This window comes from Streptomyces sp. NPDC001941 (genome assembly GCF_040296945.1).
GTDB lineage: Bacteria > Actinomycetota > Actinomycetes > Streptomycetales > Streptomycetaceae > Streptomyces.
The window spans coordinates 57,309-80,110 of the sequence record NZ_JBEOYE010000010.1 but is presented as its reverse complement, the minus strand read 5'-3'; the positions used below and the strand labels follow the sequence as shown (position 1 = coordinate 80,110).

General features: G+C 73.0%; 19 protein-coding genes. 3 read left to right on the top strand and 16 right to left on the bottom strand.

Annotated features, from left to right (window positions below; translation table 11 throughout):
• Positions 1 to 11: 11 nt before the first annotated feature.
• The 7 genes from topA to bldG form a co-directional block, all read right to left on the bottom strand.
• Positions 12 to 2,846 (bottom strand): type I DNA topoisomerase, encoded by a 2,835-nt coding sequence (topA, locus tag ABT160_RS10720; protein WP_351646158.1) that lies wholly within the window; start codon positions 2,844 to 2,846, stop codon positions 12 to 14.
• A 315-nt stretch (positions 2,847 to 3,161) separates the two neighbouring features.
• Complete coding sequence (locus ABT160_RS10715; protein ID WP_351646156.1) at positions 3,162 to 3,359, bottom strand: hypothetical protein; 198 nt, start codon at positions 3,357 to 3,359, stop codon at positions 3,162 to 3,164.
• An 808-nt stretch (positions 3,360 to 4,167) separates the two neighbouring features.
• The gene (locus ABT160_RS10710) at positions 4,168 to 5,679 is read right to left on the bottom strand and encodes a DUF7059 domain-containing protein (RefSeq protein WP_351646154.1); all 1,512 of its coding nucleotides are present in this window, start codon (positions 5,677 to 5,679) and stop codon (positions 4,168 to 4,170) included.
• A 159-nt stretch (positions 5,680 to 5,838) separates the two neighbouring features.
• Positions 5,839 to 6,552 carry a small secreted protein gene (locus ABT160_RS10705; protein WP_351646153.1) on the bottom strand — a complete coding sequence of 238 codons (714 nt, stop codon included), beginning with the start codon at positions 6,550 to 6,552 and terminating at the stop codon, positions 5,839 to 5,841.
• 208 nt (positions 6,553 to 6,760) lie between these two features.
• Entirely contained in the window at positions 6,761 to 9,157 is a 2,397-nt protein-coding gene (locus ABT160_RS10700; RefSeq protein WP_351646151.1) for a sodium-translocating pyrophosphatase, read from the bottom strand.
• Positions 9,158 to 9,401: 244 nt separating this feature from the next.
• Positions 9,402 to 9,860: an ATP-binding protein gene (locus ABT160_RS10695; RefSeq protein ID WP_351646150.1), complete on the bottom strand. Its 459-nt coding sequence runs from the start codon at positions 9,858 to 9,860 to the stop codon at positions 9,402 to 9,404.
• 124 nt (positions 9,861 to 9,984) lie between these two features.
• Positions 9,985 to 10,326 (bottom strand): anti-sigma factor antagonist BldG, encoded by a 342-nt coding sequence (bldG, locus tag ABT160_RS10690; RefSeq protein ID WP_073756924.1) that lies wholly within the window; start codon positions 10,324 to 10,326, stop codon positions 9,985 to 9,987.
• 80 nt (positions 10,327 to 10,406) lie between these two features.
• On the opposite strand from bldG, the gene ABT160_RS10685 reads away from it, so the two are divergent.
• Complete coding sequence (locus ABT160_RS10685; RefSeq protein ID WP_351646148.1) at positions 10,407 to 12,917, top strand: DEAD/DEAH box helicase; 2,511 nt, start codon at positions 10,407 to 10,409, stop codon at positions 12,915 to 12,917.
• Here ABT160_RS10685 and ABT160_RS10680 read toward each other — a convergent pair.
• The 7 genes from ABT160_RS10680 to ssd all read right to left on the bottom strand — a co-directional run bounded on the left by ABT160_RS10680 (position 12,826) and on the right by ssd (position 17,825).
• Complete coding sequence (locus ABT160_RS10680; RefSeq protein WP_351646147.1) at positions 12,826 to 13,221, bottom strand: Rv3654c family TadE-like protein; 396 nt, start codon at positions 13,219 to 13,221, stop codon at positions 12,826 to 12,828. The genes ABT160_RS10685 and ABT160_RS10680 overlap by 92 nt on opposite strands.
• 8 nt (positions 13,222 to 13,229) lie before the next feature.
• Positions 13,230 to 13,559: a TadE family type IV pilus minor pilin gene (locus ABT160_RS10675; RefSeq protein ID WP_351646145.1), complete on the bottom strand. Its 330-nt coding sequence runs from the start codon at positions 13,557 to 13,559 to the stop codon at positions 13,230 to 13,232.
• 70 nt (positions 13,560 to 13,629) lie between these two features.
• Complete coding sequence (locus ABT160_RS10670) at positions 13,630 to 13,851, bottom strand: DUF4244 domain-containing protein (RefSeq protein ID WP_351646143.1); 222 nt, start codon at positions 13,849 to 13,851, stop codon at positions 13,630 to 13,632.
• A 62-nt stretch (positions 13,852 to 13,913) separates the two neighbouring features.
• A complete protein-coding gene (locus ABT160_RS10665) occupies positions 13,914 to 14,705 on the bottom strand; it encodes a type II secretion system F family protein (RefSeq protein ID WP_351646142.1) in 792 nt (263 codons plus the stop codon).
• Complete coding sequence (locus ABT160_RS10660) at positions 14,705 to 15,559, bottom strand: type II secretion system F family protein (RefSeq protein ID WP_502984199.1); 855 nt, start codon at positions 15,557 to 15,559, stop codon at positions 14,705 to 14,707. The genes ABT160_RS10665 and ABT160_RS10660 overlap by 1 nt, the downstream gene beginning before the upstream one ends.
• The gene (locus ABT160_RS10655; protein ID WP_351646287.1) at positions 15,559 to 16,698 is read right to left on the bottom strand and encodes a TadA family conjugal transfer-associated ATPase; all 1,140 of its coding nucleotides are present in this window, start codon (positions 16,696 to 16,698) and stop codon (positions 15,559 to 15,561) included. The genes ABT160_RS10660 and ABT160_RS10655 overlap by 1 nt, the downstream gene beginning before the upstream one ends.
• 26 nt (positions 16,699 to 16,724) lie before the next feature.
• Entirely contained in the window at positions 16,725 to 17,825 is a 1,101-nt protein-coding gene (gene ssd / locus ABT160_RS10650; protein WP_351646138.1) for a septum site-determining protein Ssd, read from the bottom strand.
• Positions 17,826 to 18,283: 458 nt separating this feature from the next.
• Here ssd and ABT160_RS10645 point away from each other — a divergent pair, with 458 nt between their 5' ends.
• Entirely contained in the window at positions 18,284 to 19,123 is an 840-nt protein-coding gene (locus ABT160_RS10645; protein ID WP_351646136.1) for an HAD family hydrolase, read from the top strand.
• A 450-nt stretch (positions 19,124 to 19,573) separates the two neighbouring features.
• Here ABT160_RS10645 and ABT160_RS10640 read toward each other — a convergent pair whose 3' ends face one another.
• A complete protein-coding gene (locus ABT160_RS10640; RefSeq protein WP_351646134.1) occupies positions 19,574 to 20,392 on the bottom strand; it encodes a Fic family protein in 819 nt (272 codons plus the stop codon).
• Between the two features lie 102 nt (positions 20,393 to 20,494).
• On the opposite strand from ABT160_RS10640, the gene ABT160_RS10635 reads away from it, so the two are divergent.
• The gene (locus ABT160_RS10635; RefSeq protein WP_351646132.1) at positions 20,495 to 21,481 is read left to right on the top strand and encodes an ATP-binding protein; all 987 of its coding nucleotides are present in this window, start codon (positions 20,495 to 20,497) and stop codon (positions 21,479 to 21,481) included.
• A gap of 28 nt (positions 21,482 to 21,509) precedes the next feature.
• On the opposite strand, the gene ABT160_RS10630 is transcribed toward ABT160_RS10635, so the two are convergent.
• Positions 21,510 to 22,775: a polysaccharide deacetylase family protein gene (locus ABT160_RS10630; protein WP_351646130.1), complete on the bottom strand. Its 1,266-nt coding sequence runs from the start codon at positions 22,773 to 22,775 to the stop codon at positions 21,510 to 21,512.
• Positions 22,776 to 22,802: the final 27 nt, after the last annotated feature.

Here is a 22,802-nt window from a genome sequence, read left to right as displayed (position 1 = left end):
CCCGGTGGCGGCTACTCCTCGGGCGAGGACGACGCCGCGGCCTTCTTGGCCGCCGCCGTCGTCTTCTTGGCGGCCGTCTTCTTGGCCGTGGTGGTCTTCGCCGCCGTCGTCTTCTTCGCCGCGGTCTTCTTGGCGGCCGTCTTCTTCGCCGGCGCCTTCTTGGCCGCGGCCTTCTTCGCCGTCTTCTTGGCGGGGCCCTTGGCCCGCTTCTCGGCGAGCAGCTCGTAGCCGCGCTCGGGCGTGATCGTCTCGACGCTGTCGTCGGTGCGCAGGGTCGCGTTGGTCTCGCCGTCGGTGACGTACGGGCCGAAGCGGCCGTCCTTCACGACGACCGGCTTCTCGCTGACCGGGTCGGTGCCCAGCTCCTTCAGCGGCGGCTTGGCGGCCGCGCGCCCACGCTGCTTGGGCTGGGCGTAGATCGCCAGCGCCTCCTCCAGCGTGATGGTGAAGAGCTGGTCCTCGGAGGTGAGGGACCGCGAGTCCGTGCCCTTCTTGAGGTACGGGCCGTAGCGGCCGTTCTGCGCGGTGATCTCCACGCCCTCCGCGTCGGCGCCCACCACGCGCGGCAGCGACATCAGACGCAGCGCGTCCTCCAGCGTCACCGTGTCCAGGGCCATCGACTTGAAGAGCGAGGCGGTCCGCGGCTTCACCGCGTTCTTGCCGGTCTTCGGGGTGCCGTCCGGGAGGATCTCGGTGACGTAGGGGCCGTAGCGGCCGTCCTTCGCCACGATCTGGTTCCCGCTGACCGGGTCGGCGCCCAGCTCGAAGTCGCCGCTGGGCTTGGCCAGCAGCTCCTCCGCGTGCTGCACGGTCAGCTCGTCGGGCGCCAGGTCGTCCGGCACGTCCGCGCGCTGGTGCCCGTCGGTGTCCTTCTCGCCACGCTCGACGTACGGCCCGTAGCGGCCCACGCGCAGCATGATCCCGTCGCCGACGGGGAACGAGGAGATCTCCCGGGCGTCGATCGCGCCGAGGTCGGTGACGAGCTCCTTGAGGCCGCCGAGGTGGTCCCCGTCGCCGTTGCCCGCGTCGGAGGCGGCGCCGGCCGGGCCGCCCTCGCCGAAGTAGAAGCGCTTGAGCCACGGCACGGCCTGCGCCTCACCGCGCGCGATGCGGTCGAGGTCGTCCTCCATCTTGGCCGTGAAGTCGTAGTCGACGAGCCGGCCGAAGTGCTTCTCCAGCAGGTTGACCACGGCGAAGGAGAGGAAGGACGGGACGAGCGCCGTGCCCTTCTTGAACACGTACCCGCGATCCAGGATCGTGCCGATGATCGACGCGTACGTCGACGGGCGGCCGATCTCGCGCTCCTCCAGCTCCTTGACCAGCGAGGCCTCGGTGTAGCGGGCGGGCGGCTTGGTCGAGTGGCCGTCCACCGTGATCTCTTCGGCGGCCAGCGCGTCGCCCTCGGCGACCTGCGGCAGGCGGCGCTCGCGGTCGTCCAGCTCCGCGTTCGGGTCGTCCGCGCCCTCGACGTACGCCTTCATGAAGCCGTGGAAGGTGATCGTCTTGCCGGACGCGGTGAACTCGGCGTCCCGGCCGTCGGCCGCGGTGCCCGCGATCCGGACGGTGACGCTGTTGCCGGTCGCGTCCTTCATCTGGGAGGCGACGGTGCGCTTCCAGATCAGCTCGTAGAGCCGGAACTGGTCGCCGGTCAGGCCCGTCTCGGCGGGGGTGCGGAAACGATCGCCCGAGGGGCGGATCGCCTCGTGCGCCTCCTGCGCGTTCTTGACCTTGCCCGCGTAGACCCGGGGCTTCTCCGGCAGGTAGTCGGCGCCGTACAGCTGCGTGACCTGGGCCCGCGCCGCGGAGACGGCGGTGTCGGACAGGATGGTGGAGTCCGTACGCATGTAGGTGATGAAGCCGTTCTCGTACAGCTTCTGCGCCACCTGCATCGTCGCCTTCGCACCGAAGCCGAGCTTGCGCGAGGCCTCCTGCTGGAGGGTCGTGGTGCGGAAGGGCGCGTACGGGGAGCGGCGGTACGGCTTGGACTCGACCGAGCGCACGGCGAACGAGGTGCCGTCCAGCGAGGCGGCCAGCGCCCGCGCCTTCTCCTCGTCCAGGTGCAGCACGCCCTCGCTCTTGAGGCGGCCGTCGGGGCCGAAGTCGCGGCCCTGGGCCACGCGCTTGCCGTCCACGCTCGCCAGCCGCGCGACCAGCGACGACGGGTCGGAGGAGTCACCGGCGCGGCCGGTGGAGAAGGTGCCGGTCAGGTCCCAGTAGTCGGCCGAGCGGAACGCGATGCGCTCCCGCTCGCGCTCCACCACCAGGCGCGTGGCCACCGACTGCACGCGGCCGGCGGACAGGCCGCGCATGACCTTCTTCCACAGGACCGGCGAGACCTCGTAGCCGTAGAGGCGGTCGAGGATGCGGCGGGTCTCCTGGGCGTCGACCATGCGCTTGTTGAGCTCGCGCGGGTTGGCGACGGCGGCGCGGATCGCGTCCTTGGTGATCTCGTGGAAGACCATCCGGTGGACGGGGACCTTGGGCTTGAGGACCTCCTGGAGGTGCCACGCGATGGCTTCGCCCTCGCGGTCCTCATCGGTGGCCAGGAAGAGTTCGTCGGACTCGGCCAGCAGGTCCTTGAGCTTCTTGACCTGCGCCTTCTTGTCCGCGTTCACGACGTAGATCGGCTGGAAGTCGTGCTCGACGTCCACGCCGAGGCGGCGCACCTCTCCGGTGTACTTGTCGGGGACCTCCGCCGCCCCGTTCGGGAGGTCGCGGATGTGCCCGACGCTCGCCTCGACGACGTAGCCGGGGCCGAGGTAGCCCTTGATCGTCTTCGCCTTGGCAGGCGACTCGACGATGACGAGTCGGCGGCCGCCCTGTGCGGTCTCGCTGGTCGGGGACAACTTCGCTCTTCTCTCCGGTCGACGATCGGTGGCACGTGGGTTCGTGCGTGGTGCTGCCGTCGCTGCGGAGTGTGACGGTACAACCCGCCCCCGTGTCAAACGGCGAAAGCCCGCAACGGCCACTCGAACGGTAACCCGAGTCCTGCCCTTCCTGCCGCCCGGACTCCCTTCGCACCGCGGAGCCCCGAGTTCCGACCCGGCTTCCGACCACCCCGCCAGGGCCCTCCGGCCCCCGCTTTCCGGCCACGGCCCCTGTACGCCCCGAGCCCCTGCAACCCCATGCGCCCCACGGCCCCCACTGCCGGGGCGCCGCCCTCAGAACCGTCCGAAGCACCAGACGCCGAGGGCCAGGAAGGCCACGCCGAAGGCAGTCGCCAGGACGGCGGCGGCCCCCGGGGCCACCCCGTGCGCCACCGGCGCGCCGTGCCGCACGCGGACCCCCGTCCACAGCAGGAGCCCCGCCCCGAACAGCGCGAACGCCGTTCCGGCGAAGATCGCCGGTCCGCTCTCCATCTCCCGCACCTCGCTCACTGGGTCCCCCGGGCTTCCCCGGGCCCGAGGCTGGCACCTCCAGGCGTCAGCGGTACGAACTTCGGGTGAACGACGCGCCCCCGATCCCCCCGACGGCCCACCCCACCCCCCGGGCCGGAACCTGCCGGTAGGAGGTGGCTGATTCTCGGGGGTGGGGATGCCGGGGTGGGGAGGGGGCTCGCAGGGGGGTACGAAGCCCAGGCCTGCGGCCGAGAGGGCCGGGGCGGGGGCGCAGGGGGCCGGGGCGGGGGCGCAGGGGGCGGAACCCCACCCCGCAGTCCCGGGACACGGCACCGCACTACGGCCCAAGGGGGTGCAGGGCTCGGACCCCTGCCGAAGGGGCCCGGGCAGGGCGCAACGCGGCCCAGCGGCCAAGAGGGCAAGTGGCGGGGCGGAGCCCCCACACCGCAGTCCCAGGACGCCGCACCACACCACGGCACAGGGGGGCGCAGGGGGCGGAGCCCGACCCCGAAGTCCCAGGAGGCAGCGCCACACCTAGGCCCAAGGGGGTGCAGGGGGCGGAGCTCCCGCGAACGGGGCCGGGGCGGAGCCCCGTACACACATCCCGCCCCTCACCGCCGGAGGCTTTCGGGAAGGGGCGGGGCGGGGAGACCCAAGGCCCGCACCCGGAGCCACCAGAACCATCGACGCGCGGCGCCCCACGCCCCGTACCCGGGGCACCCCGAGCCCCAGGACCGTCCGCGCGCGGCGCCGCGGAACGCCAAGCCCCCGCGCACGCCCCCTCGCGGCAGCGCGCGGGCCACGGCAGCGCACCCCGCGGCGCGAGCGGCTACCCCTCGGCCCGCTCCAGGAACCCCTCCTCCACCAGCAGCCTGATCGCCTCCGGCGTCCGGTCGCGGAGCAGCACCGGGTCCTCCCCCGTCAGCTGCGCGATGGCGTCCAGGATCTGCCCCGCCGTCAGCGTCCCGTCGCACACCCCGGCGAACCCCGCCGCCACGTGGTCCACCCGGGTCGCCCGCCGCATCCCGCGGTTCTGGCGCAGCACCACGTGCTCGGGGTCCTCCGCACCCGGCAGCCCGACCTGCTCCTGCACGACCTCGGGCACGAGGGCGAAGCGGTCGGCGAGCAGGCCCGCGTCGTCGCGCGAGCGCAGGTAGTCCTGGCGCTCGAAGTGCCCCCGCACCGCCTCGCCGAGCGGCTGCTCCACCGGGTGCGGCCACTCCTCGACCACGACGGAGGGCTTCTCGGCGGACGTCCTGCGCAGGGTGATCCAGCCGAAGCCGACCGCCCGGGTCCCGCGCGCCTCGAACTCGTCCAGCCACGCCCCGTACCGCTCGGCGTACTCCCCCGGGTCCGCCCGGTGGTCGCCCCCGTCACGCAGCCACAGCTCCGCGTACTGCGTGATGTCCTGCACCTCGCGCTGCACGATCCAGGCGTCGCACCCGGCCGGCACCCAGGAGCGCAGCCGCTCCTGCCACTCCTCGCCCTCCACGTGCTCCCAGTTGGCGAGGAACTGGGCGAACCCGCCCTCGTTCAGCCGCTCTCCGGCCTGTCGCACGAGGGTGCGGCACAGTTCGTCGCCGCTCATCCCGCCGTCGCGGTAGGTGAGCCGGGCGCCCGGGGAGATGACGAACGGCGGGTTGGACACGATGAGGTCGTACGTCTCCCCCTCCACCGGCTCGAACAGCGAACCGGCCCGCAGGTCGGCCTCCGGCGCACCGGACAGCGCGAGGGTGAGGCGGGTGAACTCCAGTGCGCGCGGGTTGAGATCGGTGGCCGTCACGCGCGTGGCGTGCTGGGCCGCGTGGAGCGCCTGGATGCCGGAGCCGGTGCCCAGGTCGAGGGCGGAGCCGACGGGGGTGCGCACGGTGATCCCGGCGAGCGTGGTGGACGCCCCGCCCACGCCGAGCACGACGCCCTCGTCGTTCTTGCCGATCCCGCCCGCGCCGCCGACCGCGCAGCCGAGGTCGGAGACGATGAACCAGTCCTGGCCGTCAGGTCCGCCGTACGGCCGGACGTCCACCACGGCGCGCACCAGGTCCCCTTCGCGCGCCACCCACCCGTCGGCGAGCGCCCGCTCCAGCGGCAGGGCGGCCCCGGCGCGCGCGGCCGGGATGGCGTCCTGCAGCAGGAAGAGCCTGACCAGCGTCGGGAGCGGGCCCTCGCCGCGGGTGGCGCGCAGGGCGGGGACGGTCTCGCTGCGGGCCAGCGCGGCGTACGCCGGAGCGCCGAGCAGGTCGAGCAGGCCGTCGGCGGTGAAGTCGGCGGCGAGCAGGGCCTCGCGCAGCGCGGTGGCGTGACCGGGCGCGGGAAGTGCGGTGGAAACACGGGTCGTACTCACCGCTCCATTGTGACCGCCACCACTGACAATCGCCGCACCCGGACGGCCCCGGCCTCCCCCGGACGGCGAACGGCCCGGCTCCCCAGGGGAGCCGGGCCGTTGCCCACGTACCACCACGGCGCCGACGCGCGCGTGGCCGTTCCTCGCGGAGCCCGCGGACTACTCCTCGTCGGAGCCCGACGCGGACGCGGACGGCGACGCCGACTTCGAGGCGGACGCCGAGGCCGACTTGGAGGCGGACGCCGACGGCGACGCGGCCTTGGAGGCCGTGGAGCCGGGCTTGGCGGACGCGGACGCGGACGGCGACGGGGAGCCGGTCGGGGCGACCGACGGGGTCGGCTTCTGGCAGCCGGTCTGCTTCGACATGGCCTTGCCGAGCTCACCGGACTGCAGCTTGTTCAGCGCGTCCTGGTCCATCTTCTCGATCTTCTTCAGCCCGTCCGCGACGGTCTGCAGGCCGTCCGCGAACTTCTGCTGGTTCTTCGGGTCGAGCGCGTCGACCTGCTTCTTCAGCGCCACGTACTCGGTGGCCGTCGCGTTGAGCTCCTTGACGGCGTCCTTCTGGAGCTCCGCGCCGTTGTCCACCGGCGGGACGCCCGCGTCCTGGATGGCCTTGGCGAGCGCCTTGTCGGCGTCCGCGATGTCCTGGAAGGCCTTCGAGTCGGCGGCCTGGATGTCGGCGGGCTTGCCGTCCGCGGCCGTGGCGATGATCGTCTGCTGGGCGTTGGCCCTCTTCTGGATCTGGGCCTGTGCCTGGTCACAGACCTTCTTGGCCCAGTCGTCCACCTTGTTGTCGCCGTCGTCGCTGCAGCCCGACAGAGCGAGCACCAGTACCGCACCGCCGGACAGTGCGGCAGCAAGCTTCTTGTTCACCGGATTGGTCCCTTCCAAGGCTCTCGGCCCCGGAACATACACGCCAACCGGGCGACAAAGGCGTGTCGTGCGACCCTTACGTACCCCATTGCAGCCATTTGCACCAAGGGAGACAAGACTCACGACGGGGCGTCAGATGCGCGCACGAGGGCGGACGGGGCGTCAACACGCCCCGTCCGCCCGGTGGTTGGTACGGATCGAACAGGTGTTACGACACCACCGACGGCTCGCTGGGCCGCGGCACCCGGCCGTCGGAGTTGTCTTCGTCACCCACGGCCACGGAGCGCCGCTTGGAGACGTACACCGCGCCGACGATGACCACGATCGCCACCGCCGCGACCACCGCGCGCACGCCCGCGCTGGCGTCCGAGCCGTAGCTGAACTGCACCACGGCGGGCGCGATCAGCAGGGCGACCAGGTTCATCACCTTCAGCAGCGGGTTGATGGCCGGCCCCGCGGTGTCCTTGAACGGGTCGCCGACCGTGTCGCCGATCACCGTCGCCGCGTGGGCCTCGCTGCCCTTGCCGCCGTGGTGACCGTCCTCGACCAGCTTCTTGGCGTTGTCCCAGGCGCCCCCGGAGTTGGCCAGGAAGACCGCCATCAGCGTGCCGCAGCCGATCGCCCCCGCCAGGTAGGAGCCGAGGGCGCCCACGCCGAGGGAGAAGCCGACCGCGATCGGCGCCATCACGGCGAGCAGTCCGGGCGTGGCCAGCTCGCGCAGCGCGTCCTTGGTGCAGATGTCGACGACGCGCCCGTACTCCGGCTGTTCGCTGTAGTCCATGATCCCGGGGTGTTCGCGGAACTGCCTGCGCACCTCGTAGACCACCGCCCCGGCCGAGCGGGAGACCGCGTTGATGGCGAGGCCGGAGAAGAGGAAGACGACCGCGGCGCCGAACATCAGGCCGACCAGGTTGTTGGGCTGCGAGATGTCCAGGCTCAGGCCCGTCTCCCCGGCCCTGGCCCCCACGTCCTTGACCGCCGTGGCGATCGCGTCGCGGTACGAGCCGAACAGCGCGGCCGCCGCGAGCACCGCGGTGGCGATGGCGATGCCCTTGGTGATGGCCTTGGTGGTGTTGCCGACGGCGTCCAGGTCGGTGAGCACCTGGGCGCCCGCGCCCTCGACGTCGCCGGACATCTCGGCGATGCCCTGGGCGTTGTCGGAGACCGGGCCGAAGGTGTCCATGGCCACGATGACGCCGACGGTGGTGAGCAGACCGGTGCCGGCCAGGGCCACCGCGAAGAGCGCCAGCATGATCGACGTACCGCCGAGCAGGAACGCCCCGTACACGGACAGGCCGATCAACAGGGCCGTGTAGACGGCCGATTCGAGCCCGATCGCGATGCCCGCGAGCACCACCGTGGCCGGGCCGGTCAGCGACGACTTGCCGATGTCGCGCACCGGGCGCCGGGTGGTCTCGGTGAAGTACCCGGTGAGCTGCTGGATGAGCGCGGCGAGGACGATGCCGATCGCGACGGCCACCAGGGCCAGCACGCGCGGGTCGCCGCCGTGGCCGGAGATGGAGGCCTCGGTGACGCCGTCCAGGTCCGCGTAGGAGGAGGGCAGGTAGACGAAGACCGCCACCGCCACCAGGACCAGCGAGATCACCGCGGAGATGAAGAACCCCCGGTTGATCGCTGACATCCCGCTGCGGTCGGCGCGCCGCGGGGCGACCGCGAAGATCCCGATCATCGCGGTGACCACGCCGATCGCCGGGACGATCAGCGGGAAGGCGAGGCCCAGGTCGCCGAAGGCGGCCTTGCCGAGGATCAGCGCGGCGACGAGCGTCACGGCGTACGACTCGAACAGGTCGGCCGCCATGCCGGCGCAGTCGCCCACGTTGTCGCCCACGTTGTCCGCGATGGTGGCGGCGTTGCGCGGGTCGTCCTCGGGGATGCCCTGCTCGACCTTGCCCACCAGGTCGGCCCCGACGTCGGCCGCCTTGGTGAAGATGCCGCCGCCGACGCGCATGAACATCGCGATGAGGGCCGCGCCGAGTCCGAAGCCCTCCAGGACCTTCGGGGCATCGGCCGCGTAGACGAGGACCACGCAGGAGGCGCCCAGCAGGCCGAGGCCCACCGTGAACATCCCGACCACGCCACCCGTACGGAAAGCGATCTTCATCGCGCGGTGCGCGACGGTCGTCAGATCCTTTTCCGGCTCCCCTTCCGCGGGAGTCGCCTCGCGCGCGGCCGCCGCCACGCGCACATTGCTGCGTACGGCAAGACGCATGCCGATGTAACCGGTGGCCGCCGAGAAAAGCGCACCCACCAGGAAGAACACAGAACGTCCGGCGCGCTGCGACCAGTTGTCCGCCGGCAGCAGCAACAGGAGGAAGAACACCACGACGGCGAAGATTCCCAGGGTGCGCAACTGCCTGGCCAGATACGCGTTCGCGCCTTCCTGGACCGCCGCCGCGATCTTCTTCATGGAATCGGTGCCCTCACCGGCCGCCAGGACCTGGCGTACCAGCAGCTGGGCGACGACCAGGGCCGCCACGGCGACCACCGCGATGACGATCACGATCATTCTGTTCTCGTTCGTGAGCACCGCGGCCGCGAGAGATGTGGAGTGATCGGTCAGTTGTGGATCAAAGAGCCCCGCCATTCGTCCTCCTTGACGTCAGAGCTCAAGATGTGGACGGATTGTAGGGAGCGGAACCTGATCAAAACAGGGTGCCACCAACCGGAATTGACCTTTGATTACCAGTCAGCAAATGATCAAATTCAGAAAACCCGTAGAAAAACCGTAACGGGGCAAAAGCGTTGCCCGGTGATCCTTGATCTAGGGAAATGAAAAAGGCCCTGCTCAGCAGGGCCTGAATTCAGGGCGGACGCCCGGGGACGACCGGTCAGGGCGACACCGTGGCGGGCGTCGTGGGCCAGCTCATGCGGATCACGCCACCGGCCTGATCCGACGAGACTTCGACGTCGTCGACCAGCCCGCTGATCACCGCGAGGCCCATCTCGTCCTCGCCCTCGGCGTCGTCAAAGTCCTCCACCGGGGCCCCGCTGCGCGCGCCGGGCACCCCGGCGGCGTCGGCCGCGGCGACACCCGCACCCGGGACCTCGTCGCCGACCTCGATGGAGAAGGCCTTCTCCTCCTCGGTCAGCACGACGCGCACCGGGGCGGTGATGCCGTTGCTGCGGTGGAGACCCACCGCACGGGAGCACGCCTCGCCGACCGCGAGCCTGAGCTCGTCGAGGACCGCCTCGTCGACCCCGGCCCTGCGCGCCACCGCGGCCGCCACCAGACGGGCGGTCCTGACGTGCTCGGGCTGGGCGCTGAAGCGGAGTTCAACGGTGGCCATCACGGTCCCCCTCGGACGTACGGGCGTGCATCTGCGGGGCCCGGGCAGGCTGCCCGGCGCCTCCGCTCCTCCGCCTCCGGCCCGGACCCGGCCGGGACCGGGGCCGAAGGCCGTGGCGCCGGTCTCAGTCGGTGGCGGCCACGGCCTCGTCGACCGTGGTGTGGATGGGGAAGACCTTGGTCAGGCCCGTGATCCGGAAGATCTTCAAAATGCGCTCCTGGTTGCAGACCAGACGCAGCGAGCCCTCGTGCGCGCGCACGCGCTTGAGGCCGCCCACCAGAACGCCGAGGCCGGTCGAGTCGAGGAAGTCCACGCCCTCCATGTCGACCACCAGGTGGTAACTGCCGTCGTTCACCAACTCGACCAACTGCTCGCGCAGCTTGGGCGCGGTATACACATCAATCTCGCCACCGACCTCGACGACCGTGCGGTCACCTACAGTGCGAGTCGACAGGGACAGGTCCACGGATCCTCCAGCACCTTGCTATCGAGCGGTCGCCCCCTCGGTTCTCCCCGACGGAGCCAGGGGACGTATCGCCAGCCGCGATGGCATTCAATCACTTACCAGCAGCCATGCACGACGCCTTGGGAGCATTGTCCGTCGTGCCAGTGACACACTCGGTGCCGATGGCCAGGAATCACCGCCCCAGACGACCCCCCGAGAGCGGGGAGACCCGCCCCTCCCCCGGAGAGGTCCTCGACCGGCTCTCCGCGGGGGAGAGCCGGGCCGCGCGCATCACTCATACGGAGCACTTGCCCCCCAGGCCGGGAAGGCATGCGGTCTGGCCCGACCGCATCCGTACGGAAGTGATCAACGCCATTCGGACGGCGGGGATCGAGCACCCCTGGGCCCACCAGGCGGCCGCCGCCGAGCACGCCCTGGACGGCGAGTCCGTGGTGATCGCGACCGGCACGGCCTCCGGCAAGTCCCTCGCCTACCTGGCGCCCGTGCTGACCACGCTCCTGGACGGCTCCGAGGCGCCCAACGGCCGCGGCGCCACCGCCCTGTACCTCGCCCCCACCAAGGCCCTGGCAGCCGACCAGCGCCGCGCCGTCAAGGAGCTCGCCGCCCCGCTGGGCAACCGGATCCGGCCCGCCGTCTACGACGGGGACACCCCCGTCGAGGAGCGCGAGTGGGTCCGCCAGTACGCGAACTACGTGCTCACCAACCCCGACATGCTGCACCGGGGCATACTCCCCTCCCACCCCAGGTGGTCCTCCTTCCTGCGCGCCCTGCGCTACGTCGTGATCGACGAGTGCCACACCTACCGCGGCGTCTTCGGCTCCCACGTCGCCCAGGTGCTGCGCCGCCTGCGCCGGGTGTGCGCGCGCTACGGCGCGGACCCGGTCTTCCTGCTGGCCTCCGCCACCGCCGCGGAGCCCGCCCTCGCCGCCGGCCGCCTCACCGGACTACCGGTCCAGGAGGTCTCCGACGACGCCTCCCCGCGCGGGGAGCTCGTCTTCGCCCTGTGGGAGCCCCCGCTCACCGAACTGCACGGCGAGCAGGGCGCCCCGGTGCGCCGCACGGCCACCGCCGAGACCGCCGACCTGCTCACCGACCTGACCGTCCAGGGCATGCGCTCCGTGGCCTTCGTACGCTCCCGACGGGGCGCCGAGCTGATCTCCGTCATCGCCCAGGAGCGGCTGGCCGAGGTCGACCGCTCGCTGGTCCACCGGGTCGCCGCCTACCGGGGCGGCTACCTGCCGGAGGAGCGCCGCGCCCTGGAGCGGGCCCTGCACTCCGGGGAGCTGCTCGGTCTCGCCGCCACCACGGCCCTGGAGCTCGGCGTGGACGTCTCGGGACTGGACGCCGTGGTCATCGCGGGCTACCCCGGCACCCGGGCCTCCCTGTGGCAGCAGGCGGGCCGGGCCGGACGGTCCGGCCAGGGGGCGCTCGCGGTGCTGGTCGCCCGGGACGACCCGCTGGACACCTTCCTGGTGCACCACCCGGAGGCGCTGTTCCGCCAGCCCGTCGAGTCGACGGTCCTGGACCCGGACAACCCGTACGTCCTGGCCCCCCACCTGTGCGCCGCCGCGTCCGAGCTCCCGCTCATCGAGGCCGACCTGGAGCTCTTCGGGCCGGCGGCCCCCGGCCTGATGCCCCAGCTGGAGGGCGCCGGGCTGCTGCGGCGGCGCAGCGGCGGCTGGTACTGGACCCGCCGCGAGCGGGCCGCCGACCTCACCGACATCCGGGGCGAGGGCGGCCGTCCGGTGCAGATCGTGGAGGCCGGGACCGGCCGGCTGCTCGGCACCGTCGACGAGGCCGCCTCGCACACCGCCGTCCACGAGGGCGCCGTCCACCTCCACCAGGGCCGCACCTACCTGGTGCGCAAGCTGGACCTGGACGACTCGGTCGCCCTGGTCGAGGAGGCCGTGCCGCCGTACTCCACGACCGCCCGGGACACCACGGCCATCTCCGTCCTGGAGACCGAGACCGAGGTCCCCTGGGGCGACGGGCGGCTGTGCTTCGGCTCCGTCGAGGTCACCAACCAGGTCGTCTCCTTCCTGCGCCGCCGGCTGATCACGGGCGAGGTGATGGGCGAGACCAAGCTCGACCTGCCGCCCCGCACGCTGCGCACCCGGGCCGTGTGGTGGACCGTGACCGAGGACCAGCTGGACGCGGCCCGGATCAACCCGGAGATCCTCGGCGGCGCCCTGCACGCGGCCGAGCACGCCTCCATCGGGATGCTCCCGCTCTTCGCCACCTGCGACCGCTGGGACATCGGCGGCGTCTCGGTGCCGCTGCACCCGGACACCCTGCTGCCGACGGTGTTCGTGTACGACGGCCACCCCGGCGGCGCGGGCTTCGCCGAACGGGCCTTCCACACCGCCCGCGCCTGGCTCGCCGCCACCCGCGAGGCGATCGCCGCCTGCGAGTGCGAGGCGGGCTGCCCGTCCTGCATCCAGTCCCCCAAGTGCGGCAACGGCAACGACCCCCTCCACAAGCGCGGCGCCATCCGCCTCCTCACGGAACTCCTCCGCGCCGCCCCGCCGGAAGAGCCCCCGGCACCCCCGCCGACGACGGCGCCGCCCACGCAGGCCCCGCCCTTGCACTGACCCGCGGGGCGTACGGCCCGAACCTGGTCCGTACGGTCACCTCGGCGATCTCGCCCCGCAGCTCGCAGCGCACCGCCCAGGCGTCCTGGGCCCGCGCCACCCGCACGGCCGCCGCACACGCGGACCGCGCGCCCTCAAGGGCCCGGTCCGCCGCCGCGAGCGCGGCGAGGTCGGCGGCCCCGCCCGCCCGGTGCCGGGCCGCCACCACCTGCCCCAGGGCCAGTACGGCGGCGAATACCGCGCACAGCGCGCTCACCGCGACCGCCGCCCACACCGTCGCCGCACCCCGCTGCGGGTCCCTCACCCGCCTCCTCACGGCTCCGCCCCCACCACGTCCTCGGCCAGGGCACTGGCCTCCCCGTGCACGGTCACGCCCAGCGGACCGGGCCCCGGAGAAGCCGCCTCCACCCGGACCCGCCACAGGTCCCCGACCCGGCGCACCGCCACCCGCGCCCCCGCCGGAGCCGCCTGTCGCGCCACGCCCACCGCGACCGCCTCCGGCTCCGACCTGGCCACCGCGCGCGCCCCGGCCTGGGCCGCGTCGAGGCACTGGATGCGCGCGGTCGCCGCCCCCAGCGCCCACAGCAGCGCCGCCACGCACCCCACCAGGACCGGCAGCACCACCGCCGCCTCCGCCGTCACCGAGCCCCGCTCACCCCGGCACCGCCGGGCGCGGTGCCATCCGTCCCGTCGCCATCCGCCCCGTCCCCGCTCAGAACTCGGCACCGAGCGCCTTCCCGATCAGCGACTGGAGCGCGCCGCTCATGGTGTCGCTGGTGACCAGCTTGTAGAGCAGTCCGGCGAACCCGCAGGCGGCCACCGTCGCCAGCGCGTACTCGGCGGTGGCCATGCCCCTGTCGGACCGCCTCGCGAGCCTCCGCGCCCGCACCACCGCCGCCACGCCGGCCTTCGCCTTCCCGAACACCTTCCTCATCTCAACCCCCATGCGTTTCTGATCTGTTGACCCATCCCTCTGGTCCCTCTGACGCACTTCCGTCAGTTCCTCATCAGCACCCCCATCAGCCCGATCACCACCGGCGCCACCCCCATCGCGAGGAAGGCGGGCAGGAAGCACAGCCCCACCGGCGCCGTGATCAGCACCTGCGCCCGCTGGGCCCCGGCCTCGGCCGCCCGCTCCCGCTCGGCCCTCAGCTCCCGGGCCACCCGCGCCACCGGCTCGGCGGCAGGCGCCCCCGAGGTCCCCGCCCGGATCAGGCACCGCGCCAGCTCCCCGGCCCCCGGCAGCTCGCCGAACCCCCGCCAGGCGGACTCGGGTTCGCCGCCGAGCCGCAGCTCCGCCGCCGCCCGGGCCAGCGCCCCGCCCACCGGGCCGCCCAGCGACACCCCGACGGCCTCCGCCGCCTCGCGCGGCCCGGCCCCCGCCGCCACGCACGCCGCCAGGAGGTCGGCCGCCAGCGGCAGTTGACGTATCGCCTCCGCCTGGGCCGCCCCTGCCCTGGGCCGCCTCCGCCACCTCCGTACGCCCCAGACGGCTCCCGCCCCGACCAGGCACCCGGCCACCCCGCCGACCAGCACGTATCCCGCGAGCCCCACACCGACGGGCCCTGCCCAGCCGCGCACCCAGGGAGGCAGGTCGAGCCACGCCCGGTACCGCCGCGCCCGCTCCAGCGCCAGCAGCGCCTCGACGCGCCTGCGCGTCCGCCGCTCCCGCCGCCGCGCCACCACCTCGCCCCACGCCCACCAGACCCCGCCCACCACCGCGAGGACCACCCCCAGCCTGTGGACGGCCCCGCCACCCAGCGCCGTCTGCACCGCCCCCGAAGGCATCACAGCCCCTCCCCCGCCCGCACGATCCGCGCCGCCCACCACACGCCCGCCGCTTCGAGCAGCCCGCCCACCGCCAGACAGGCCCAGCCCGCCGGGGTGTGCAGCAGCACCCACAGCGGATCGGCCCCCAGGCCCGCGCCCATCGCCAGGCCCACCGCGGGCAGACCGGCCAGCACCACGACCGTCGCCCAGGCCCCCGCCAACCGGGCCCGCAGCCGCTCCCGCCGCTCCAGGTCCTGGCGCAGCGCGGCATGCAGCCGGTCCAGGCCCTCGGCGAGCCCGGCACCGCTGTCCACCGCCACCTGCCAGCAGGCCGCCACCCCCGCGAGCCCGTCCGCACCCGGCTCCCCCGCGGCCTCCCGCAGCGCCGTCGGCACATCGCCTCCGAACCGCACGGCCGCCAGCACCGCCGCCTCCCGGGCACCCAGCGCGCCCGTGGCCCGCGCCGCGAACCGCAGGGCCTGTCCGGGCTGCCACCCCGCCCTCAGCTCCCCCACGACCGCCCCGCACAGCGCGGTCACCGCCTTCGCCCTCCGCTCCCGCTCGCCCCTGGCCCGCCGCACCCCGAGCCACCGCCCGGCCACCGGCACGCCCACCGCCCCCAGGACCAACGGCAGCGGCGAAGCCCCGAGCAGGGCGACGGCCCCGCCCACCACCAGGCACCACCACTGCGGCCGCGCCCGCAGCCAGGACGCCCACGGCCGCCACCACCGCCGGGTCCACACCGCGGGCGCACCCGCGAGGCCCCCGTCGGCGAACATCAGCCGCCCCCGCCGCACTGCCCCGTCCCGCCCGGTGAGCAGCCAGGCGGCCGCCCCCGCGCACAGCGCCGCCCCGCAGGCGGGCCCACTGATCAGCACAGGGCACCTCCGATCAGGGCCCTCAGCCGCTCCCAGCCGCGGTCCCGGACGAACCCCTGCTGCCCCCAGCGCAGCGCGGGCACCGTCACCACGAGCCCCGCCCGGTCCCGCTCCAGGACGGCCACCTCGGCCAGGCGCCGCTTGCCGCCCCGGTCCCGCACGAGGTGGATCACCACCGACAGGGCCGACGCCAGCTGGCTGTGCAGCGCCGTCCGGTCCAGTCCCGCGGCCGTGCCCAGGGCCTCCAGGCGCGCGGGGACGTCGGCCGCCGTGTTCGCGTGGACCGTGCCGCAGCCGCCCTCGTGGCCCGTGTTCAGCGCGGCGAGCAGATCGGTGACCTCGGGGCCGCGCACCTCCCCGACCACCAGCCGGTCCGGCCGCATCCGCAGCGCCTGGCACACCAGGTCCCTCAGCGTGACGAGCCCCGCGCCCTCCTGGTTGGCGGGCCTGCCCTCCAGGCGCACCACGTGCGGGTGGTCCGGGCGCAGCTCCGCCGAGTCCTCGGCGAGGACCAGCCGCTCCTCGGGGCCCACGAGCCCGAGGAGCGTCGACAGCAGAGTGGTCTTGCCCGATCCCGTACCGCCACTGACCAGGTAGGAGACCCGGGCCTGCACCAGGGCGCGCAGTACCTTGGCGCCGCCGGGCGGGACCGTACCGGCCGTGACCAACTCCCCCACGGAGAAGGCCTTGTGCCGGACCACCCGCAGGGAAAGGCACGTCGAGCCGACCGCCACCGGGGGCAGCACCGCGTGCATCCGGGTGCCGTCAGGCAGCCGGGCGTCCACCCACGGACGGGCGTCGTCCAGCCGCCGCCCCGCCACGGACGCCAGCCGCTGCGCCAGCCGGCGCACCGCCCCCGCGTCCCTGAAGGCCACCCCGGTCAGCTCAAGGCCCGCGCCCCGGTCGACCCACACCCGGTCCGGGGCGGAGACCAGCACATCGGTCACCGTCTCATCGGCGAGGAGGGCCTCCAGCGGCCCGGACCCCACCAGTTCGCTGCGCAACTCCTCGGCCGCGCCCAGCACTTCCGTGTCGCCAAGCAGCCGCCCCTGCTCCCGCAGCACGGCCGCCACCCGCGCGGGCGTCGGTTCGCACCCGCTCTCCGCGAGCCGCCTGCGCACCGACTCCAGCATCGACTCGCCCACCACCGCGCCGCCCTTCACGACGCACCGCCCCCGGCCAGGGCCCGCTCCCAGAACGCGCCGCAGAACCGGGCGAGCGGGCCGCGCCCGGAACTTCCCGGCGGACCGTCGGCCCGCGCCGTCAACAAGTCGTGCTCGACCGGGACTTCGCCCGCGAGCGGCAGCCCGACGGCGCGCGCCACCCAGGCGTCGTCCAGCCCCTCGGCGTACGGACCGCGCACCACCGCGCGCAGGTCCCTCAGCACCATCCCGGCCATCGAGGCCACCCGCCGGGCCGCCGCGACGGCCCGCAACTCCCCCGGGACGACCAGGAGTCCGAGGTCCAGCTGCGCCAGCGCCTCGGTGACCGGCTCGTCGACCCGGCGCGGCAGGTCCACCACGACGACCCCGCCCCGGCGCCGGGCGGCCGCCAGGACCGACCGCATCGCCTCGGGCGGCACCACGACGGAGTCGCCGCGGTCCCAGCTGAGGACGCGCAGCCCCTGGACCGACGGCAGGGACTCCTCCAGCGCGCCGCCCGCGACCCGCCCCTTGGAAGCGGCGAAATCCGGCCATCGGCGGCCCTCCGCCTGCTCGCCGCCGAGCAGGACGTCGAGCCCGCCGCCCAGCGGGTCGGCGTCGACGAGCATGGTGCGCCGCCCGGCCCGGGCGGCGGACACCGCGAGCGCGCAGGCCAGGGTGGAGGCGCCGGCTCCGCCGCGGCCGCCGATCACTCCGACGGTCAGCGCCTGGCGCCCGACGCCTTCCACGACGTCGGCGATCCGGTCCACGAGCCAGCCCTCGGCGTCGGGCAGGCGCAGCACGCTGTCGGCGCCGATCTCCACGGCGCGCCGCCACACCTCCGGGTCGTCCTGGTCCCGGCCGACCAACAGCACACCCCTTCTACGGGTGGCTCCGCGGCAGCGAGCTGCCGCGTCGTCGCCGACCAGGACGAGCGGCGCCCCCTCCCAGCAATCGATGCGCTCGGGCACCGCGTGGTGCACCTCCGGCTCGGCGCCCGCGGCGGCGCACAGCCGCAGCAGGTCGTCGAGCAGTTCCGCGTCCTCCGTGACGATCAGCGGACCGGCCCGCCGCCCCTCGGCGGCCGGCTGCGGATCGGACGTGATGGTTCCGGCCACGATCTCCGCCCCCTTCTCCCCCGCGATGCGGGATCGGATTCCTGTGCTCCGCGAACTTCGCGAGCGGAATCACCGTGCGGCAGAACCGGAAATCGTGTGGATCTTGCTCAAAAACTGTGGACAACTAGCCACTTGTGAATATCCCGGTCGCTCATACCGGTGACTTCCCCAGCGCAGCGCAACGGCTACGCAGCGTCACGCGTCGTAAGAAGCAGAGGCCCGCGCCGACGCGACGGAAGGGAGGGGAGCAGATCGGAACAAGTGGACGAAAATGTGTCCGGACATGCGACGACCCCCGCCGGGGGGGAGAGCGGGGGTCGTCCCCACGGCCGACTCGGGGGGGGAGGAGTCGGGCCGGGTTAGACACGGTCGCGAACGATCCGTGACTTCCATGGTGTACCCGAGAGCCTTCTCAGGCAAACCCACACGCCCCAGCTTACGCCGAATGGTGGGCGCCTATGCTCGGGCTCGTGGAAAACCACTCCTTGCCGCGCACGGCCGCCTTCTTCGACCTGGACAAGACAGTCATTGCCAAGTCGTCGACGCTCACGTTCAGCAAGTCCTTCTATCAAGGAGGGCTGATCAACCGCCGCGCCGTACTGCGGACGGCGTACATCCAGTTCGTGTTCCTCGTGGGCGGCGCCGACCACGACCAGATGGAGCGGATGCGCGAGTACCTCTCGGCGCTCTGCAAGGGCTGGAACGTCCAGCAGGTCAAGGAGCTCGTCGCCGAGACGCTCCACGACCTGATCGACCCGATCATCTACGACGAGGCCGCCTCCCTGATCGAGGAGCACCACGCCGCCGGGCGCGACGTGGTGATCGTGTCCACCTCAGGCGCCGAAGTCGTCGAGCCCATCGGCGAACTGCTCGGTGCGGACCGGGTGGTGGCCACCCGGATGGTCGTCGGCGACGACGGCTGCTTCACCGGCGAGGTGGAGTACTACGCCTACGGCCCCACGAAGGCGGACGCCGTCCGGGAGCTGGCGGCGTCGGAGGGGTACGACCTCTCCCGCTGCTACGCCTACAGCGACTCGGCGACCGACGTCCCCATGCTGGAGTCCGTCGGTCACCCCTACGCCGTCAATCCGGACCGGGCGCTGCGGCGCGAGGCGACGGCGCGGGACTGGCCGATTCTCGTCTTCAGCAAGCCGGTTCGGCTCAAGCAGCGGCTGCCCGCGTTCCGGATGCCGCCGCGTCCGGCGCTCGTCGCCGCGGCGGCGGTGGGCGCGGCCGCCGCGACGGCCGGGATCGTCTGGTACGCGACCCGGCGGCGGCAGGCTGCCCAGCCTGTCTGAGCAGCCACCTCTTTTGCCCGTATTTGAACCTAAAAGTAAAGAAGTGCGGTCAGGGGTTCCGCTTCCCCCCGGGCAGGAGTACAAAGGAATCAACGGCCCGCGAGACCTGGGACATCCGAGAGGATCACCTAACACGCAGCAAAGGCCCCACGGACCGAGCATGAACGCCGAGCACCCACGCGACGTCGACCCGTCGATTACGGGCCAGCCGCACCAGGTGACGGGCAGAGATCCCGGCCTGATGGGCAACCATCGAGGACGCTTGGTAACTGGGCGGACATGCCAGCGGCGGTACCAGACCTGGTACCGCCGCAACCCTTTTCGGGGGCCGTGACCCTCCCGAGGGTTGTGACCCTCCTGAAGGACCCCGGCCCTCGTCAGGGCCTCAAGGGAAGTGCAGACTCTCCGTCGTACACCGGGTCGGCTCCGGACCTCCGGGGCCGACCGGGTTCAGGCCGCGCCCCGCTGGAGCGCCTCGCACACCGCGGTCGACTCGCGCACGCCCAGCTCCACCGAGCGCCCGCAGTGCGCGATCCACGCACCGACGCCCTCCGGGGTGCCGGAGAGGTAGCCCTCGAACGCCGCGAGGTAGGCGGCGCGCCCCTGCTCGGCGTGACCGACCTCGGCCGGGCAGATCGACTTGGGGTCCAGACCGCTGCCGACCAGGACGATGCGCTCGGCCGCGCGCGCGACGAGGCCGTTGTACGAGGTGAACGGGCGCAGCGCGAGCAGCTCGCCGTGCACCACGGCCGCGGTCACCAGCGCCGGAGCCGTACCGCCCGCGACGACGAGGTCCGCCAGGCCGTCCAGCCGTCCGGCCACCTCGGCGGCGTCCGGCAGCGCCGTCTCGATCAGCGGCTCGTCCACCGCCTCGCCGTCCTGGCGCGGGCGGCCCACCGCGTCGCCGGTGCCGCCCGCGGCGACCAGGTGCAGCCGGGCCAGGACGCGCAGCGGGGACTGGCGCCAGATGGAGAGCAACTGGCCGGCCTCGGCGCTGAGCCGCAGGGACGCGCCGACCGTACGGGCCTCGGCGTCGACGCTGAAGTCGGAGCGGCGGCGGACCTCCTCCAGGTTCCAGTCGGCGCCGGAGAGCGCCGCGGAGCCCCGGGCGCCGCGCAGGGCGGCCTCGGAGGCGATCTCGTTGCTGCGGCGGCGCATCACGCGGTGGCCGTAGACCCGGTCGATCGCCTTGCGGACGTTGTCGACGGCGTCGGGGACGCCCGGCAGCGTGCCGAGCGCCGCGAGGGGATCGGCGGCGTGCGTACTCATAAGTAGGGAGGCTACGCGCCCGGGGCGACGGCCCCACCTTGGAGTGGTCTTCTTCACGCATGACGAACACGCACCGCTCCCGTGCTACTACGCTAGGTGAACATGAAGATCGCTTTCGTAGGGAAGGGCGGCAGCGGCAAGACGACGCTGTCCTCGCTCTTCATCCGCCACCTGGCCGCCTGTTCCGCCCCCGTCGTCGCGGTGGACGCCGACATCAACCAGCACCTGGGCGCCGCGCTCGGGCTCGATGAGGCGGAGTCGGCCGCCCTGCCCGCGATGGGTGCGCACCTGCCGCTCATCAAGGAGTACCTGCGGGGGTCCAACCCCCGGATCTCCTCCGCCGAGACGATGATCAAGACGACGCCGCCCGGCGAGGGCTCGCGCCTGCTGCGGGTGCGCGAGGAGAACCCGGTGTACGCGGCGTGCGCGCGGCCGGTGCGCCTGGACGACGGCGAGGTGTCGCTGATGGCGACCGGGCCGTTCACCGAGTCGGACCTCGGGGTGGCCTGCTACCACTCGAAGGTCGGCGCGGTGGAGCTGTGCCTGAACCACCTGGTGGACGGGCCCGACGAGTACGTCGTGGTGGACATGACGGCCGGGTCGGACTCGTTCGCCTCGGGGATGTTCACGCGCTTCGACATGACGTTCCTGGTGGCCGAGCCCACCCGCAAGGGCGTGTCCGTGTACCGCCAGTACAAGGAGTACGCGCGGGACTTCGGGGTCGCCCTGAAGGTCGTGGGGAACAAGGTGCGGGACGCGGACGACCTGCAGTTCCTGCGCGACGAGGTGGGTGAGGACCTGCTGGTGACGGTCGGCCACTCGGACTGGGTGCGGGCCATGGAGAAGGGCCGCCCGCCGCGCTTCGAGCTCCTGGAGGCCGACAACCAGGCGGCGCTGCGGGCGCTGCGGGAGGCGGCGGACGCGTCGTACGCCCGCCGCGACTGGGAGCGTTACACCCGCCAGATGGTGCACTTCCACCTGAAGAACGCGGAGAGCTGGGGAAACGCGAAGACCGGCGCCGACTTGGCTGCGCAAGTCGACCCGGCCTTCGTGCTGCGCGAGGAGCTGGCGCTCACCCAGCCCGGCTAGGTCACGCCCTGGGAGTGGGAGGTGCGGGTCAGGCCTTCTTCTCCTGCTTGGGCTGGTTCGGGGAGCCGGCCGGGGCCGCCGGGGACCGGGCCGTCAGGAAGGGCGTCCAGCCGCCCTGCGGGGCCTGGCCCACCTTCAGGGTGCGCAGCTTGGCGATGACGGCCGGGTCCTGGGCGTCCAGCCAGTCGGCGAGCTGGCGGAAGGAGACGCAGTGGACGTCGCGCTGGACGCAGACCTTGGCGATGGTCTCCTCGATGGCGCGCATGTACGTGCCGCCGTTCCAGGACTCGAAGTGGTTGCCGATGACCAGCGGCGCGCGGTTGCCCTTGTAGGAGCGGTCGAAGGCCTTCACCAGGCCGTCGCGCATCTGGTTGCCCCAGTACGCGTGCATGTCGGGGTCACCCTTGACCGTGCCGGACTGGTTGACCATGAAGTTGTAGTCCATGGACAGCGTCTCGAAGGCGCGGCCCGGCACGGGCACCAGCTGCATCGACAGGTCCCACAGGCCCAGTTCCTTCTTGGGCCAGATCTGGTCGTTGACGCCGCTGGTGTCGTAGCGCCAGCCCAGCTCGCTGGCGGCCCGCATGAAGTTCTTGCGGCCCTCCAGGCAGGGCGTGCGGGCGCCGACGAGCTCCTTGTCGTAGTCGAAGGGCAGGGGCTGCTCGCCCTTCAGGCCCGCGTTGGTCTTCCAGTTCTTGACGAAGGACTTCGCCTGCTGGATCTCGCTCTTCCAGTCGGCCACGGACCAGTTGCCGACGCCGCCGTCCTTGCCGCAGAAGTGGCCGTTGAAGTGCGTGCCGACCTCGTTGCCCTCCTGCCAGGCGCCGCGCAGCTCGCGGACGGTGTCACGGATGCCCTGGACGTCGTTGAAGCCGATGTCGGAGCGGCCCGCGGCGTGCTGCGGCGGGTCGTAGAGCTTGGACTTGCCCTCCGGCAGCAGGTACACCCCGCTGAGGAAGTAGGTCATGGTCGCGCCGTACTTCTTGCCCACCTTGCGGAAGTGGGAGAAGAGCTTCTGGCTGTCCTCGCCCGCGCCGTCCCAGGAGAACACCACGAACTGGGGCGGCAGCTGACCGGCCTTCAGGCGCTGCGGCTTCGTCAGGCCCGGCTGGACGCCGGTGAAGGCGGTCGAGCCGTCGCCGATCAGGCGCACGGCGGCCTTGGGGGCGCCGGCCCCCTTCTTGGCGCCGGGCGCGCCCTTGGTGGAGCCCTCGTCGGAGCTTCCGCAGCCCGCGAGACCGGCGATCAGCGCCACCGCCACTGCTCCGACGGCGATCCTCTTCGTGGCGGCCATCCGCCCACCCTTCTGTCCCTGTACCGA